The organism is Azospirillum sp. VT-I1 (genome assembly GCF_055698305.1).
The window spans coordinates 179,115-195,106 of record NZ_CP168807.1; the positions used below are offsets into that span (position 1 = coordinate 179,115).

Here is a 15,992-nt window from a genome sequence, read left to right on the forward strand (position 1 = left end):
TTGCGCTGTTAGAACAGCAGCGGCACGGCGGGACGGCGGGGGCGGGGCTTGGCAAGCGGGCTGCAGGAAGGGGAGATCAGGCAGGCCCTGCAGGAGGGCGGCCATATCCGCAACGTTCTCATCGTCTCCAAATGCGTCGGCGGTGCTGTCGAACATCTCGCCTACCTGCGGGCGAGCTGGCGGCGCGATTTCCTGCCCTTGCGCACCTGGAACGACCGCGGCGACCGCACCTACCGCGACCTCGACCGGCTGCTCACCCTCATCCGCGCCGACTTCGGCTTTTGCGGCTGCATTCCGGTCTACATCGCCGGCGACCCTGAGCTCGCCCGCTACAAGGCGCTGGCCCAGGAACTGCCGGCCGCCGGCCCGCTGCCGCCCCACTGCGACATTGATCTCCAGCGGCCTGAAGCGGCGCCGCCGGGCTAGCGCCCTTTCCGCCGCTGCCGGCTGGGGAGGGTGGCGATGACCCTCTCCCTGGCGCTGTTCGCCCAACTGGCCGCCGCTTGCGGCCCCTGGGTGCATGCCGACACGCTGGCCGCCGTCGCCCAGGCCGAAAGCGGCCTCGATCCGCTGGCGATCGGCGACGCCACTGCCGGACGGTCACACAGCCCCCGAAGCGCCGCCGCCGCGGTGGCCCAGGCGACCGCGTTGGTGCGCCGGGGCCATTCCGTCGACCTCGGGCTGATGCAGCTGAACAGCGCCACCCTGGCCCGGCTCGGCCTCGGCGTCGCCGACGCCTTCGATCCCTGCCGCAACATCGCCGCCGGCGCGCGGGTGCTGGCCGGCGGGTTCGCTCCCCAGGGCGGCGAGGACGGCCAGCAGGCGCTGGTGCGGGCGCTGTCGCGCTACAACACCGGCTCACCCGAACGCGGCGTCGCCAACGGCTATGTCGCCCGCGTCCAGGCCGCCGCCGCCACCGTGGTGCCGGCGATCCGGCTGGAGGGTCGGCTTGAGGGAACGCCACCTCCCGATCCCGATCGGCCGGCCCTCCCACCTCCCGCCGCCACCACGATCGAGCCGGAACCGCCGGCCTGGGACGTCTATGCGCGAGCCCGCCGCGACCGCGAGCGCGCCCAGAGACCGCCACCGCTGCCGGCCGCACCCCCTCCGCACCTGCCAGACCGCCCGGCGGCACCGGAGGCCCGCCCCTGACTCCAGCCGGACCCGGCGTCCCGATCAGCCCCCAGCCCCAATTCCGAGGAGGTGTTCGTCCATGGTCACTCCCCGCTCCCTGCCCGCCCCTGCTCCTGCCACCGCACGCCCCGCCACGCCCGCCATCCTGGCGGCGCTCGGCATCGGACTGGCCGTCACCCTGGCCGCGGCCCCCGCCTTTGCCCAGGCGGCCGGCGGCGGCGGTGACCTCACCACCTTCCTGCAGAACGTCGTCAACATCCTCACCGGCACCGCCGGCCGCCTGATCGCGGTGATCGCCATCTGCATTGTCGGCATCGGCGCCTTGATGGGAGCCCTCAGCCTGCGCACCGCCGGCGGCGTGCTGCTCGGCGTCATGCTGATCTTCTCCTCCGCCTGGATCGTCACCCAGATCGTCGGGGCCTGACATGGACGGCCGGGAACTTGCCCCAAATCTCGCCGAAGACCCGCTGTTCCTGGCCTGCACCCGGCCGGCGATGTGGCGCGGCGTGCCCCTGGAGGCGGTGGCGGTCAACGGCATGGCCACCGGCATCGTCTTCGTGCTGGCCGGCAACCCGGCCTGGCTGCTGATCGGCGTCGTCCTCCACCACGCCCTGCGCGCCCTGGTCGGCCGCGACGCCCATCTGTTCGGCACGCTGCGGCTATGGGCCGACACCAAGGCGCGCGCCCGCAACACCGGCCATTGGGGCGGCTCCTCGGTCAGCCCGCTGCCGCTCGGTCCCGCCCGCAGCGCCCGGGAGGTCCGCATCCATGCCTGACACCGCGCTGTGGGCGCGCGAGCGCGGCCCCGACACCTACGTGCCCTATCTCGGCCACGCCGCCGCCGGCACGCTGCTGCTCGACGACGGTTCGCTGCTCGCCATGATCGAGCTCGGCGGCGCCGGCTTCGAGACCGCGGCGGCCGAGGAGGTCAACGCCCGCCACGCCCGGCGCAACCTGCTGCTGCGCAACATCGCGTCCGACCGGCTGGTGCTGGCCACCCACACCGTCCGCACGCTGGACGACGGCTCGGGCTATCCCGCCGCCCCCTGCACGATCGGCTTCGCCCGCGACCTCGACACCGCCTACCGGGCGCGCCTGCTGGCCAACCGGCTGTTCCGCAACCGGCTCTACCTGTCGGTGCTGCTGCGCCCGCCCGGGGCCGGCGAGCGCCGCCGGCTGGCCGGCCTGTTCGCCCGGCGCCGGCGCGGCGACCTCGCCCGCCCGGCCGGCCCGGCGGCGCTGGAGGCGCTCGACGCCGCCATCGCCACCCTGCTGGCCGAACTCGACGACCATGCCCCGCGGCGGCTGGGCTTGCGCGAACAAAACGGCGTGCTGTTCTCCGAGCCGGCCGAGGCCTTGCGGCTGATCCTGACCGGGCAGACGCTGCCGGTGCCGCTGGTCGACGGCCATCTCGGCGGGGCGATCTACACCGACCGCGTCATCGTCGGCCGCGAGGCGATCGAAATCCGCGCCCCCGGCGGCTCCAGCTATGCCGCCGCCTTCGGCCTGCGCGAATATCCCGCCACCAGCTGGCCCGGCATGTTCGACGCGGTGCTGGCCGCGCCCTACCGCTGCGTGCTGACCCAGAGCTTCGGCTTCCTCGCCAAGCCGGCGGCCCAGGCCGTGCTGACCCGCAAGCAGAACCAGATGGTGACGGCGCAAGACAAGGCGGCCAGCCAGACCGCGGCGCTCAGCGAGGCGGCCGACCTGCTGGCCTCCAACGCCTTCGTCATGGGCGACCACCATTTGAGCCTGGTCACCTTCGCCGACAGCCTGGACGGCCTGCGCGAGGTCGCCGCCCGCGCCCGGCGCGACCTGGCCGAGAGCGGGGCTGTGGTGGCGCGCGAGGATCTGGCGCTGGAGGCGGCCTATTGGGCGCAGCTGCCGGGAAACTTGTGGCTGCGCACCCGCCCCGGGGCGGTCAGCTCGCGCAACTTCGCCGCCATGGCCAGCCTGCACAACCACCCGTCCGGGGCGGCGCAGGGCCATTGGGGCGAGCCGCTGACCCTGCTGCGCACCAGCGGCGGCACCGCCTACCGCTTCCACCTCCACGCCCCCACCGGCACGGTAACCGACCTCGGCAACGTCTTCGTCGCCGGCCCGGCCGGCTCGGGCAAGACGACGCTGATGCTGTTCCTGGCAGCACTCGCCGGGCGCCAGGGCGCCCAGGTGGTGTTCTTCGACAAGGACCGCGGCGGCGAAATCCTGGCCCGCGCGGTCGGCGGCACCTACCTCGTCCTGCCGGCCGGCGCCCCGTCGGGCCTGGCGCCGCTGAAAGCCCTCACCGGCTCCCCCGCCGACATCGCCTTCCTCAAGAGCCTGCTGGCGCCGCTGATCGGCGAGCCGGGCGCCGGGCTCGCGCCGGAGACCGAGCGGCGGCTGGAGCTGGGCTTGCGCGCCGTGCTGGCGCTGCCCCCCGAGGCCCGCTCGCTGGGCGAGCTGCGCGCCTTCCTCGGCCAGGCCAGCGGGCCGGGCGCCCGGCTGGAGCGCTGGTGCCGCGGCGGCGCGCTCGGCTGGGTGCTCGACAACGAGGCCGACGCGCTGGCGCTCGAGGCGCCGTTCCTCGGATTCGACGTCACGGCGCTCCTCGACGACCCCGTCGCCCGCGGCCCGGTTCTGGCCTATCTGTTCCACCGGGTGGAGCGCCTGCTCGACGGCCGCCGGCTGGTGCTGATGATCGACGAGTTCTGGAAGGCGCTGCTCGACCCCGGCTTCCGCGAGCTGGTGAACGACAAGCTGAAGACCATCCGCAAGCTGAACGGGCTGGTGGTGCTCGGCACCCAGTCGCCGGCCGACGCGCTGAAAAGCCCGATCGCGCACTCGATCATCGAGCAGTGCCCGACGCAGATCCTGATGCCGAACCCGCGGGCCGATGCCGCCGACTACCAGGGCGGGCTGAAGCTGACCGGCCCGGAGTTCCAGGCGGTGCGCGAGGATCTCACCGCCGGCGGCCGGCGCTTCCTGCTCAAGCAGGGCACGGCGTCGGTCGCCTGCGACCTCGATCTCGGCGGGCTCGACGATCTGGTGGCGGTGCTGTCGGCCCGCGCCGGCACGGTGCGGCTGATGGAGCGGCTGATCGCCGAGCATGGCGCCGAACCCGACGCCTGGCTGCCGCAGTTCCGCCGGCAGTGGCGCGGCGCCCTGACATGACACCGCCCTCACCAAGCATGGAGAACCGGCGATGACCAGGACCATTCACACGGTGCAGGCCCTGCCCTGCCTTCTGGCGCTCGCCGCCCTGAGTGCCGCGGCCCCGCCCGCCCTGGCCCAGCTGGCGGTGATCGATCCGGCCAACCTCGCCCAGGCGGTGCAGCAGGTCCAGCAGATGGCCCAGCAGCTCCAGGCGATGCAGCAGCAATACCAGCAGCTCCAGCAGACCTACCAGGCGATCGCCCATGCCCCTTCGGACGCGCTGACCGACCTCGGCCGCCAGCTCGACGTCGAGGGGTTGCGCAACGCCCTGCCGGCGCAAAGCGGCGAGTTGGCCGCGGCGATGGCCGGCACCGCGCTCGGGCCGGGCGGCTTCGGCACGGCGGCGCAGGGCAACCTGGAGCGCAACCGCGTCTATGCGCCGTCCGGCGACGACTTCCAGGCGCAGGAGATGCAGCGCGGCGCCACCAGCATCGCCGGGGCGCAGGCGATGGCGAGCGGGCTCTACCAGTCGGCGTCCAGCCGGATCGCCGCCTTGCGGGCGATCGAGGGCCAGCTCGCCGCCGCCGGGGATGCCAAGGCAGTGGCCGACCTCGCCGCCCGCCTCGCTGCCGAGCAGGCCTACATCCAGGCCCAGCAGGTGCAGGCGCAGTCGCTGGTGCTGTGGCAGCAGGCGCAGATGCGCAACCACGAGCAGCGCGAGCAGGAACGGCGCCGGCAGTCGATCGACGCGCTGATCGACCAGGCCAAGGCGCGGGGAGGATGACGATGACCAGAAGTTTTTGCACCGTATGTGCCCTGCCTGCCCTCCTTGCCCTGGCACTCGCCGCCGGGCCGGCGATGGCGCAGGGACCGTCGGCAGCGCCGCCGCGCACCGTGAGCTGGTATGCCGACCACCCGCAGGTCCGCGCGCAAGTCCAGCTCGCCTGCTTCGACGACCCCGGCCGGCTGGGGCGAGACCCCGACTGCGTCAATGCCCAGCAGGCCAGCGTCGAGGTGGCGCTGCGCGAGGCACGCTCGCGCACCGGGACCATGGATCCCAATGATCCGGCCTTCTGGTCCAGTGACCCTGAGAATCGGCTGAGCCAACTCATAATGTGCCGCCGGAACCCAAACATCGACCACTGTGACGCAGCAAGACGGTCACTTCTCATCGAAGCTGGGAACATTCAGAGGTGATCCTCAATGGGCGACATCCAATGGCAGATTTTTGCCTATATCGTCTCCCAGGTGGAGACGCCGCTCATCACCGCCGTTGCGGAGGTGCTCAATGCCTTCCTCACATTTGCAGCAACACCGCTGCGGATTGCTTTGGTGCTGTACATCGCGCTCACCGGTCTGCTGGTCCTACGCGGGGAAGCCACTGAAACCGGCGCCGTTCTGTTCAGTCGCTTATTCAAGATGATCCTTGTGGTTTGGCTCATCACGGGAGCCGGAATCTATCAGCAATATGTCTACGACTTCTTCTTCAGCATTTTGCCGAACGCTTTGACCAATGCCCTGACTTCGTCGGGTTCGGTTCGGGTCGTCAGTGCCAACAGCTTCGATCAAGTCTGGCTGCGGGCTTGGCGAGCCGGCCTTGAGGTGTGGCGGACACTGGGCTGGAGCGACATCGCCGAAAAGGCCGTCGTCGTCCTGTTCTGGGGTGTCGCCATCCTGTCCACCGGCTTCTGCTTCGCCATCTGGCTGATCTCGCGGGTGATCCTGGCGCTCTACATCGCACTCGGCCCGCTGCTCGTCCCGCTGGTGCTGTTCGCCGCCACCCGCACCATCTTCGAGCGCTGGATCGGCTCGCTGATCTCCTGCGTCATCCTGCAGATCACCACCATCGTCCTGCTCTTCATTGTGCTCGCGGTCGAGCAAAGGGTCGTGGGCACCATCGCGGTCATGGGCTCGGTCGACCCGATGGTGATGCTGCAGGTGCTGCTCGCCGGGATGATCTTCTTCGCCGTCGCCGCCTATGTCGCCTTCCAGCTGCCGGCCTTCGCCGCCTCGCTGTCCGGCGGCCTGGCCTTCCACACCGGCGCGCTCGCCCGCGCCGCCCGGGGGCGGCCGGCTCCACCGGGTACAGCCGAATAGACGCCCAGGGCGACAGCCAGCGCGTCGGCCGCTCCGGCGCGCTCGGCGCGCTGCACCTCGCCGGTTCCGCCGGCTGGCGGGCCGCCGCGGGCGCCGGCCGACCGCCGCCGCTTCGCCCGCCGGCCGGCGGCTCCCTCTCCGACCGCAGCCCGCCGGTTTGAGGCGGCGCCGCCGCGCGCCGCCGCCCGGGACCTGCCCTGTCCGAGGACACCCATCATGAAACAGCGCCTCGCCTGTGCCGCCCTTCTTCTCGCCCTGTCCGCCTGTGCCGGCCAGCCGGGAGCCCCCGAGCCGTCAGGCCCGTACCGCGTGCTCAATCCCGGCCGCTGGACGCCCAATGCCGGCGACCTGCGGCCCGCCCTGCTCGGGGAGGCCGCCCGATGACCGCCCCACCTCCCGCCGATGCCTTCCTCGCCCGTCCGGTCGCCGCCGATCCCGAACTGCTCGACGCCTATTTCGCCCGGGTCGCCAGCTACGAGGCCGACCGCCTGCGCGCCCACCGGCGCACCGCCCGCGTGGGCCTCGCGGTCGGCGCCGCCGGCGCCCTGGTCGGGCTGGCCGGGGCGCTCGCCGTCGCCGCGCTGACCCCGCTGAAAAGCGTGGTGCCGCTGGTCTTCCGCGTCGACAACGCCACCGGTGCGGTGGAGCGCGTCTACGACCTGCAGGGAGGCCCGCTGGAGGCCACCGAGGCCGAGCGGCGCTATTTCCTCTGGCAGTATGTCCGCCTGCGCCAGGGCTACAGCGCCGCCGAGGCGCCTGCCAACTTCGAGGCGGTGGCCCTCTTGTCGGCACCGCCGGTCCAGGCCGAGTATGCCGCCGAATTCCGCGGCTCCAACCCGGCGAGCCCGCAGGTGCTGCTGGGGCGCGACGGCACGGCGACGCTGCGCTGGGTTTCCACCAGCTTTCTCGGACCGAAGCTGGCCCAACTCCGCTTCGTCCAGCACGAGCGCAAGGGCGACGCCGCGCTGCCGGTCCGGCGCATGGTCGCCACCATCGGCTTCGACATCGTCCCCGGTCCGGTCAGCGCCTCGGCGATGAACGTCAACCCGCTCGGATTCGTCGTCACCAGCTACCGCGCCGACGTGGAGGCCACGCCATGATCCCGCTCCGCCCCGCCGCCGCGGCCGCCGGCCTGCTGGTCGGCGCGGTCCTCGCCGCCGCTGCCGCCAGCGCCGAACAGGCCCCCAGGCCCGGCGGCTTCGACCCGCGGGTCCAGCTCGTCGCCTACAACCCGCTCGACGTCGTGCGCATCGTCGGCTCCCCCACCAACTCCACGCAGATCACCTTCGGGCCGGCTGAGGAGATCACCCAGGTGGCGATCGGCGACGCCGAGGGCTGGCTGGCCCAGCCGGCCGCCAACATGCTGTTCCTCAAGCCCACCGAGCGCCGCCCCGCCACCAACGCCCAGGTCGTCACCCGCCGCCCCGACGGTGCCTTGCGCTCCTACCAGCTGCGCCTCGTCGCCGAGCCGGGCGGCGAGGGCACCGGCGCCGCCATGGCCAGCGCCAGCGCCAGAGGGGAGACCGTGGGCGGCGCCATGTATGCCGTCCACTTCCGCTACCCGCAGGACGAGCGCGCCGAGCGTGCCGCCCGCCGGACCCGGGCGGCGGAGCGGGTGCGGGAGCAGGACGCCCAGGCCCGGCTCGCCGGCGCCTGGGCCGAGGGGCCACGCAACTGGCGCTACGTCGCCCAGGGCTCGGTCGCCCTGGAGCCGGCGGAGGTCAGCGACAACGGCCGGCAGACGGCGTTCCGCTTTCCCGGCAGCCGGCGCGTCCCGGCGATCTACGCGGTGGCCCCGGACGGCGCAGAGGCGATCGTCCCCGCCACCATGGCCGGCGACAGCGCCATCGTCCAGACCACCGCCCGGGCCTTCGTGCTGCGCGACGGGCAGGAGGTCCTGCGCGTCGTCAACCGCGGCTTCGACCCGGCCGGCCGCGATCCCAGCACCGGCACCGGCACGCCCGGCCTCACCCGCAGCGTCCGGAGCGCCGGCCCATGAGCAACATGAGCGGCGATCCCGTTTCCCCGCCCGGCGGCGCGCTCCCCGGCGAGCGCCACGTCTCCGCCGTCGCCGGCCGCGGTCCCGGCCCCGGCCGCAAGGCCGGCATCGGCGCGCTGCTCGCCGGAACGGTGCTGGCCTGCGGCGTCATCCTGCTGACCGCCGAAAAGCCCGACCTGAAACCGCAGGACGGCCCGCCGCCCCTGGCGCGCCCGGCCATCCGCTACGAGCCCCCGCCCCCGCCGCTCCCGGTGCAGCCGGCAGCCCTGACGGTGCCACCGCTGCCGCCACCGCCGCTGCCCGAGACGCCGGCGGCGGCCCCGGCCCAGGCGCCGCCGCGGCAGCCGCCGCGCCTGCTGGTCTACACCGCGACCGCGGCCGGCACCGCCGCCCCGGACGCCGCCACGCTGCTGTCCGGTGTTTCCGGCCCGCCCGGCAGCGGGCAACCGGCCCCAGACGCGCTGGCCGCGCGCCTGCAACCGACCCGGCTGGCCGGCGTCGCCGCCGGCCTGCTCAAGAACCAGCCCTATCTGCTCACCACCGGCACCGTCATCCCCTGCATCCTGCAGACCGCCATGGACTCCACCCTGCCCGGCTTCGTCACCTGCGTCGTGCCGCAGGACGTGCTCGGCAAGACCGGCCTGACCCTGCTCGACCGCGGCACCAGGGTGGTCGGCGAGTTCCGCGGCGGCGTCCGTCAGGGGGTGGAGCGAATGTTCGTCCTGTGGACGCGCGCCGAGACGCCGCAGGGCGTGGTGATCGCGCTCGACAGCCCGGGCAGCGACCCGCTCGGGCGCGCCGGCCTCGACGGCGAGGTCGACCGCCATTTCTGGCAGCGCTTCGGCGGGGCACTGCTGCTGTCCTTCGTCGACGGCGCCATCCAGGCCGGCGTCGCCGCGGCGTCGAAGGAGGGCACCACCACCATCAACACCGGCCAGACCCAGTCGGTGATCGCCGAGAGCCTGCGCGGCAGCATCGACCTGCCCCCCACCCTGCGCAAGGCCCAGGGCGAGGCGGTCAGCGTCTTCGTCGCCCGCGACCTCGACTTCTCCACCGTCTACCACCTCCAGCCGGCCGGGGGCTCGCCATGATGCGCCCTGCCCTACGCCTTGGCACGACGCGCCCCGGCGAGACCACCTTGCGCCTGCTGCTGGAGCCGCTCACCGCCCTGCTCGCCGACACGGGCGTCACCGAGCTGGTGGTCAACCGGCCGGGCGAGGCCGGGGTGGAGCGGGCGGGCGTCTGGTCCTGGCACGCGCTGCCGGATCTCGGCTTCGAGCGGCTCGACGCCATCGCCACGCTGTGCGCCGCGCTGTCGCAGCAGGATGTCGGGCCGCAGCAGCCGCTGTGCGCCTCGGTGCTGCCGGACGGCGAGCGGGTGCAGATCGCCCGTCCGCCGGCGGTGGAGGCCGGCCTGCTCAGCCTGACCATCCGCCGCCCCTCAAGCTTTGTCCCGACCATCGCCTCGCTGGCCGCCGGCGGGCTGTTCGCCCGCACCGCTCCAGCCGCTCCGCGCCTCCACGCTTTCGACGCCGAGCTGATGGCCCTGCACCGGGCCGGGGACTGGCAGCGCTTTTTCCCGCTGGCGGTCCAGGCCAAGAAGACGGTGGTGGTCGCCGGCGACACCGGCTCGGGCAAGACCACTTTCGCCAAGGCGCTGATCGGCGCCATTGCGCCGGAGGAGCGGCTCATCACCATCGAGGACACCGCCGAATTCATCGGCCTGCCCCAGCGCAACCGCGTGGCGCTCTTCTACAGCAAGGGCGGCCAGGGCCTGGCGCCGGTCGGCCCGGAGGCGCTGATCGAGGCGGCATGGCGCATGCGCCCCGACCGCATCCTGATGCAGGAGCTGCGCGACGGGGCCGCCCTCACCTTCCTGCGGGCACTCGCCGGCGGCCATCCGGGCGGCATCACCACCTGCCATGCCGGCAGCGCCGCCGGGGCGTTCGATGCGCTGCGCCTGATGGTCAAGCAGAACGAGGTCGGCCGCCACCTCGCCGACGCCGACCTGCACGCGCTGTTGCGCCGGCACATCGACATCGTCGCCCAGTGCCGGCGCGGTGCGGACGGCTTCGCCATCGAGGAGGTCTTCTTCGACCCGCCGGCCGCCGCTCCTCCCGGGGACGCCCCTGCGGACGCCATGCCCGTGCGCGCCGCCGGCTGAGGAGGGCCTGCGAAGGATGGACGGCTTCAGCGATTGGCCTCCGGCCGCCAAGGCACTGGCCGCCCTGGTGGCGCTGCTGGCGCTGGCCGGGCTGTGGTCGGTGCTGGCCTCGCTGGTTTTCCTCGCCGGCACCGGCCTGCTCACCGCCGACACGCTGCCCCTGGCGCAGTTCTGGCTCTATCTCCAGCATTACGGCCTGCACCACCCGGTGGCCGGTCCCTGGCTGCGGCTGGCGGCGGCGGTGGCCAGCGCGGTGCTGGTGCTGCTCCTGATCGGCCGGCTGGCGCGCGGCGGCTGGCCGCGCCGCAGCCGGCCGCTGCATGGCGAGACGCGCTGGGCCGGACGGCGGGCGCTGGTCGAGGCCGGCTTTTACGCGCGCGGCGGCGGGCTGTTCGTCGGCCGCGACCGCCGGGGCCGGACCTTGCGCTTCGGCGGACCCGAGCATGTCGTCTGCTATGCGCCGACGCGCTCGGGCAAGGGGGTGGGGCTGGTGATCCCCAACGCCCTGCTCTACGAGGCCTCGCTGGTCTGCCTCGACGTGAAGAAGGAGACCTGGGCGGCGACCGCCGGCATCCGGGCGGCGGCCGGGCAGCGGGTGGTGCTGTTCGATCCGCTCGCCCCGGACGGGCGCACCGCCCGCTACAACCCCTTCAGCTATGTCCGCCGCGGCACCGTCGACGCCTTCGAGGACATCCAGCGCATCGCCCAGATGGTCTTCCCGCATGCCGGCGGCGACCAGCAGTTCTGGACCGACGCGGCGCGTTCGGCCTTCACCGGGGCGGCTGGCTTCCTGGCGGAAAGCCCGGAGCTGCCCTTGACCTTCGGCGAGGTGCTGCGGCTCCTGTCCAGTGTCGACGGCGCGCGCTCGATGATCGAGCGCATCGAGGCCCGGCGCCGGCGGGGCCGGCCCTACACCGAGGCGACGGTGAAGGCGCTGGAGGATTACCTGAAGGGCTCGCCCGACCTGGTGAACTCGATCCGCAAGACCGTCACCGCCCGGCTGTCCTTGTGGTTCAACCCGCGCATCGACGCCGCCACCGCCGAGAGCGACTTCGACCTGCGCACCCTGCGCTCCTCGCTGCACGCCGTCTACATCGGCGTCACGCCCGACAACATCGCCCGGCTGCGCCCGCTGCTGGCGCTGTTCTTCCAGCAGCTGATGGACCTCACCGTGCGCACGCTGCCCCAGCACGACCCGGGCGGGCGCCACCAGGTGCTGCTGCTCCTGGACGAGTTCCCGCTGCTGGGGCCGATGCCGATGCTGGCCGACGCCTTCGCCTATGTCGCCGGCTACGACATGCGCCTCATGCTGATCCTGCAGAGCAAGGCGCAACTGCGCGACCGCGACCTCTACGGCCCCGACAAGGCGGCGGCCATCCTCGACAATTGCGGGCTGGAGGTGGTGTTCGGCACCAAGGATTTGAAGCTGTGCGAGGAGCTGAGCGCCCGGCTCGGCTACGACACGGTGGAGGGCACCGCGCGCAGCGGCCCGCGCTACTGGCGGCTGTTCCGCCGCGACCGGTTGACCCAGACGGAGACGGACCAGCGCCGGGCGCTGCTGCTGCCGCAGGAGATCGCCCGGCTGACGCCGCGCGACGCCATCCTGCTGCGTCCCGGAATGGAGCCGATCCGGGCCCGGCGCATCCGCCATTTCGAGGACCCCACCTTCACCCGCCTGCTCCGCCCGGCCCCGCAGGTGGCGGCGATCGAGGTTCCGGTGCGCCTCGACCAGGGCAAGGGCTTCGAGCCGATCGCCGCCGAGGCCGAAGCCGAGGCTGGCTCCCCGCAGCCGGCGCGGCCGGTCCGGCGGCGGGCGGGAAAGCCCCGGACGACGGAGCCCGCCGGCCAGGCGGGCGGCGGCGAGACCGCGGCGTCCGGCACCGGCGGCCGTCCCCCGCCCCCGGCCGGCCGGGCCGCAGCTCCGCCCCCTCGGAGCCGGAGCTGCGGCCGCACCAGGCGGACGGGCTGATCGCGGCCATCCTCGGCACCGAGGTCGACCTCGGCGCCTACGGGGTGGAGGATGCCAAGGCGGTGGTGGCGGCCATCGTCGACGCCGTGCCGACCGTCGAAAGCCCCGGCACCGCCCCTGATCACGGCCGCGGCGACGGAGCGCCGAACGCCGCCCTCCCGTCTTCCGCACGAAAGAGGTGAGCCATGGGACTTGTCGACCGCCTGGGCGACGCCGCCCGCCCGACCAACAGCATCCGGGAAGCCACCGGCGCGGACTTGACCCGGGCCAGCCCCGCCCCTGCGGCGGGGCCGCCGCCGCAGGAGCCGGCGGCACCGGCCGCCGCGAAGAAACCCGCCGGCCGCACCGCTTCGATCCCCTCGCCGGCACCTACTACCTCGAGGACACCGGCGGCGAGCGCCGCTACTACGAGGATTACAGGCGCCGGAGCCTAGCCCTGCGCGCCGGCGACAGCACAATCAGCAGCAAGCGCGAGGATCTCGCCACCATCCGCGCGATGCTCGCGCTGGCCGAGGCCCGCGGCTGGACGGCCATCGCCATCCGGGGCAGCGCCGACTTCCGGCGGGAGGCCTGGATCGAAGCCCAGGCCCGCGGGCTGGAGGCACAGGGCTACAAGGCCACCGCGCCGGACCGCCAGGAAGCCGGCCGGCGCCAGGCGGAGCGCCAGCCCACCAACGGCGTGCGGCAGGCGGCGGCCTCCGATTCGGCGGCGAGACCGGACTCGGCGCGGCCGGCATTGCCGGACGCCGACGCCACCCGGGCGCGGTCCAAAGCCGGGCGTGCCCCGGAGGCGGCGCCAGCGGACGATCCCAGCAAAGCCCTGCGCGCCGCGCGGAAGGACCTGTCGCCCGACGGGCGGCTGGTGCTCGCCGCGCTGTCGGAGAAGATCGACCGGCAGATGAACCGCTTCACCAGCGACGCCAAGGCGGACCTGAAGCGGTTCGTGGCGGCGGAGCTGCTGAAGAAGGAGCGCGCCGGGGGGCCTGTCGTGCTGACGGCGGAGCAGACGCGGGCCGCCCGCGCTCCCGCCCCCGCGCGGGCGGAGCCGGCGGCGGCGAAGCCGCTGCGCCGCAACGAGCCGGACCCGCCCCACCGAAGCCGCAGTCGGTAGCGCCGGCTCGACAACGGCACGGCCGCCGGTAAATCCCCTTGCCCCCATCCGCTAGCCCGGGGCGTCACCCGCAGGGCCGAGACAGGACCGGGCATGACGCTGGCGACCGGCAGCGACGCAGCTGCCCCGGTGCTGGCTCGGGGAGGAGGCGCGCGCCGCGCCGACGAGTAGCACCGGAGAACCCGGCGCGGTCAGTTACGGCTTTTCAAGCTCCAGAAATCCTGAGGCGTCCGACACACGACAGAGTGAGGTGGCGCCCCCTCCCGCTGTCCATGGAGCGCTCACCCGTCCCAGCCGCGCCGCCGAAGGCTTCCTCCGGCATTCCAAACCTGCCCCCGGGTCCGGTGCGGTTTGAGCCCTTGCGTACCCGGGACAGGGGCTCGGCGCTACCGTTTGACAGTCATGGTCCGCGGATCGAGGGCATGGCGCAAAGCGTCGGCCAGCAGCGTGAGGGTGACCGCGATGGCGGCGACGGTCAGGGTCGTCGAGACGATCAGATGCGGACCGCCCCTCAGATCGGCCAAGCCATCGCGGATCAGGGTTCCGAGCGACAGGTCCGGTTCCTGGACGCCGAGGCCAAGTCCGCTCAGCGTCGCTTCGGTGACGATGGCCGGGCCTGCGGTCAGTGCGGCACGGGCTGCGACCGGAACGGCACAGGCCGGCAGCAGGTGATTGCGCAGCATATGCACCGGCCCGGCACCCAGGGCCTGCGCGGCGGCGACATGTTCGGCCGTCCGCTGCGACAGCGCCAGAGCCCGGCACCAGCGAAGCTGGGGCGGCAGCGCCGCTATGGCAAGCGTCAGCACCATCGCTCCGGTGCCCGGCCCAAGCAGCGCGGAGGCGACGATCGCGAGCGACAGCTCGGGAAATCCGTGCAGCAGATCGGCGAGGCGCAGCGCGGCCGCGTCCACCCTGCCGCCGATCCACCCTGCCGCCCCGCCCAGCAGCGCGCCCAGCCCGACGGCGAGGGCGAGCGCCGTTCCGGCGATGGCCAGCGAGGTTCCGGTGCCGGCGATCAGGCGTGCCGCGACGTCACGGCCGAGGCCGTCGCAGCCCAGCGGGTGAGCGGCGGACGGCCCGACCCAGGCCCGGCCCAAATCCATGGTGGACGGGTCGAAGGGCAGCAGTGCGGCGGCCAGCGCCGGCAGGACCGCCAGGGAGGCCGCCAGCAGCAGCCCGGCGCGGCCCGCCCATGACCGCCCCATCCGCGCCGGCAGGCTCATGACGGCTCCGTTTTGCCGCGCAGCCGCGGATCGATCAGGCCGATCGCCAGCTCAACGACCAGGCTGACGGCGATCTGGGCCAGGACGAAGACCAGGACGGCGGCCCCGGCGAGCGCATGGTCGCGGGCCAGCACCGCCTGGACGGCCAGACGGCCGATGCCCGGCAAGGCGAACACGCTCTCGACCGCCGCGGTGGCGGTGAGAATGGTTCCGACCACCGAGCCGGCCGCCGCGGCCAGCGGCACCAGCGCGTTCGGGAGGGCATGGCACAGCAGAACCGCGCCCCGCTCGAGCCCCTTGGCCTCGGCGGTGCGGATGAAGTCGCGCGCCAGCACCTCCCTCACCTGGACCTGCGTCAGCCGGGCGATCACCGCGGCGGCCGGCAGGGCCAGCGCCACCACCGCCACAGGCGCCCGGCCGGACACCGCCAGCACACGCTCTCGACCGCCGCGGTGGCGGTGAGAATGGTTCCGACCACCGAGCCGGCCGCCGCGGCCAGCGGCACCAGCGCGTTCGGGAGGGCATGGCACAGCAGAACCGCGCCCCGCTCGAGCCCCTTGGCCTCGGCGGTGCGGATGAAGTCGCGCGCCAGCACCTCCCTCACCTGGACCTGCGTCAGCCGGGCGATCACCGCGGCGGCCGGCAGGGCCAGCGCCACCACCGCCACAGGCGCCCGGCCGGACACCGCCAGCATCAGCCATGTCGCCAGCACCAGTGGCGGGATGGACAGCGCCAGCGCCGAGCCGGTGGTGAAGAGCGGGACGGTCCAGGCTCTGCGTCCGTCGGCTGTCGCGAGACCGGCGGCGAGCCCGAGGGGAACGGCCAGCGCCGCCGCACCGGCGAGCAGGCCGAACGTGACCGGCAGCGCCTCGCCCAGCAGCGTCGCCACCGGCAGGCCGCCGTAGCGCAGCGACTGGCCGAGGTCGCCGTGCAGCAGGGCAAGGAGATAGGCGGCGAATTGCCGGACGAGCGGCTGGTCCAGCCCGGCGCCCTCGCGCAGGCGGCGGACCAGCTCGGGATCGGCGGCCTGCCCGTCCACCATCAGCAGCACCGGATCTCCCGGCAGCGCATGGGAGGCCAGGAAGCTGGCCAGCACCGCGGCGCCGGCCAGTGCCAGCAGTCCCGGCAGGCGTCCGGCCATCCGCCGCCAGGGCAAGCGCGGC

The 15,992-nt window shown here is 73.7% G+C and carries 18 protein-coding genes; 15 read left to right on the forward strand and 3 right to left on the reverse strand.

Annotation, left to right across the window (positions count from 1 at the left end; translation table 11 throughout):
• Nucleotides 1–48 precede the first annotated feature (48 nt).
• The 15 genes from AB8P05_RS31940 to AB8P05_RS32010 all read left to right on the forward strand — a co-directional run bounded on the left by AB8P05_RS31940 (nt 49) and on the right by AB8P05_RS32010 (nt 13,606).
• On the forward strand, nt 49–426 hold the full coding sequence (locus AB8P05_RS31940) for a hypothetical protein (protein ID WP_472762233.1): 378 nt from the start codon (nt 49–51) through the stop codon (nt 424–426).
• 36 nt (nt 427–462) lie between these two features.
• Complete coding sequence (locus AB8P05_RS31945) at nt 463–1,152, forward strand: lytic transglycosylase domain-containing protein (protein WP_472762234.1); 690 nt, start codon at nt 463–465, stop codon at nt 1,150–1,152.
• Nucleotides 1,153–1,213: 61 nt separating this feature from the next.
• The gene (locus AB8P05_RS31950) at nt 1,214–1,558 is read left to right on the forward strand and encodes a TrbC/VirB2 family protein (protein WP_472762235.1); all 345 of its coding nucleotides are present in this window, start codon (nt 1,214–1,216) and stop codon (nt 1,556–1,558) included.
• Between the two features lies 1 nt (nt 1,559).
• Nucleotides 1,560–1,910 carry a VirB3 family type IV secretion system protein gene (locus AB8P05_RS31955; protein WP_472762236.1) on the forward strand — a complete coding sequence of 117 codons (351 nt, stop codon included), beginning with the start codon at nt 1,560–1,562 and terminating at the stop codon, nt 1,908–1,910.
• Nucleotides 1,903–4,284, forward strand: a complete 2,382-nt coding sequence (locus tag AB8P05_RS31960) for a VirB4 family type IV secretion/conjugal transfer ATPase (protein WP_472762237.1) — start codon at nt 1,903–1,905, stop codon at nt 4,282–4,284. The genes AB8P05_RS31955 and AB8P05_RS31960 overlap by 8 nt, the downstream gene beginning before the upstream one ends.
• Before the next feature lie 31 nt (nt 4,285–4,315).
• Entirely contained in the window at nt 4,316–5,050 is a 735-nt protein-coding gene (locus AB8P05_RS31965; RefSeq protein ID WP_472762238.1) for a type IV secretion system protein, read from the forward strand.
• Nucleotides 5,047–5,463, forward strand: a complete 417-nt coding sequence (locus tag AB8P05_RS31970) for an EexN family lipoprotein (protein ID WP_472762239.1) — start codon at nt 5,047–5,049, stop codon at nt 5,461–5,463. The genes AB8P05_RS31965 and AB8P05_RS31970 overlap by 4 nt, the downstream gene beginning before the upstream one ends.
• A 6-nt stretch (nt 5,464–5,469) precedes the next feature.
• Complete coding sequence (locus tag AB8P05_RS31975) at nt 5,470–6,363, forward strand: TrbL/VirB6 family protein (protein WP_472762240.1); 894 nt, start codon at nt 5,470–5,472, stop codon at nt 6,361–6,363.
• A 216-nt stretch (nt 6,364–6,579) separates the two neighbouring features.
• The gene (locus tag AB8P05_RS31980) at nt 6,580–6,747 is read left to right on the forward strand and encodes a hypothetical protein (RefSeq protein ID WP_472762241.1); all 168 of its coding nucleotides are present in this window, start codon (nt 6,580–6,582) and stop codon (nt 6,745–6,747) included.
• Entirely contained in the window at nt 6,744–7,463 is a 720-nt protein-coding gene (locus AB8P05_RS31985) for a VirB8 family type IV secretion system protein (protein ID WP_472762242.1), read from the forward strand. Before AB8P05_RS31980 ends, AB8P05_RS31985 begins: the two co-directional genes overlap by 4 nt.
• The gene (locus AB8P05_RS31990; protein ID WP_472762243.1) at nt 7,460–8,362 is read left to right on the forward strand and encodes a TrbG/VirB9 family P-type conjugative transfer protein; all 903 of its coding nucleotides are present in this window, start codon (nt 7,460–7,462) and stop codon (nt 8,360–8,362) included. Before AB8P05_RS31985 ends, AB8P05_RS31990 begins: the two co-directional genes overlap by 4 nt.
• Nucleotides 8,359–9,453 carry a type IV secretion system protein VirB10 gene (gene virB10 / locus AB8P05_RS31995; RefSeq protein WP_472762244.1) on the forward strand — a complete coding sequence of 365 codons (1,095 nt, stop codon included), beginning with the start codon at nt 8,359–8,361 and terminating at the stop codon, nt 9,451–9,453. The genes AB8P05_RS31990 and virB10 overlap by 4 nt, the downstream gene beginning before the upstream one ends.
• On the forward strand, nt 9,450–10,526 hold the full coding sequence (gene virB11 / locus AB8P05_RS32000; protein ID WP_472762245.1) for a P-type DNA transfer ATPase VirB11: 1,077 nt from the start codon (nt 9,450–9,452) through the stop codon (nt 10,524–10,526). Before virB10 ends, virB11 begins: the two co-directional genes overlap by 4 nt.
• 16 nt (nt 10,527–10,542) lie before the next feature.
• Entirely contained in the window at nt 10,543–12,495 is a 1,953-nt protein-coding gene (locus AB8P05_RS32005; RefSeq protein WP_472762246.1) for a type IV secretory system conjugative DNA transfer family protein, read from the forward strand.
• Between the two features lie 178 nt (nt 12,496–12,673).
• Nucleotides 12,674–13,606: an LPD7 domain-containing protein gene (locus AB8P05_RS32010; protein WP_472762247.1), complete on the forward strand. Its 933-nt coding sequence runs from the start codon at nt 12,674–12,676 to the stop codon at nt 13,604–13,606.
• A 386-nt stretch (nt 13,607–13,992) separates the two neighbouring features.
• Here the strand turns inward: AB8P05_RS32010 and AB8P05_RS32015 are convergent, their stop codons facing one another.
• The 3 genes from AB8P05_RS32015 to AB8P05_RS32025 are packed head-to-tail and all read right to left on the reverse strand — an operon-like array spanning nt 13,993 to nt 15,970.
• Entirely contained in the window at nt 13,993–14,829 is an 837-nt protein-coding gene (locus AB8P05_RS32015) for an ABC transporter permease (protein WP_472762248.1), read from the reverse strand.
• Complete coding sequence (locus tag AB8P05_RS32020) at nt 14,826–15,263, reverse strand: ABC transporter permease subunit (RefSeq protein ID WP_472762249.1); 438 nt, start codon at nt 15,261–15,263, stop codon at nt 14,826–14,828. Before AB8P05_RS32020 ends, AB8P05_RS32015 begins: the two co-directional genes overlap by 4 nt.
• The gene (locus tag AB8P05_RS32025; RefSeq protein WP_472762250.1) at nt 15,197–15,970 is read right to left on the reverse strand and encodes an ABC transporter permease; all 774 of its coding nucleotides are present in this window, start codon (nt 15,968–15,970) and stop codon (nt 15,197–15,199) included. Before AB8P05_RS32025 ends, AB8P05_RS32020 begins: the two co-directional genes overlap by 67 nt.
• Nucleotides 15,971–15,992 lie beyond the last annotated feature (22 nt).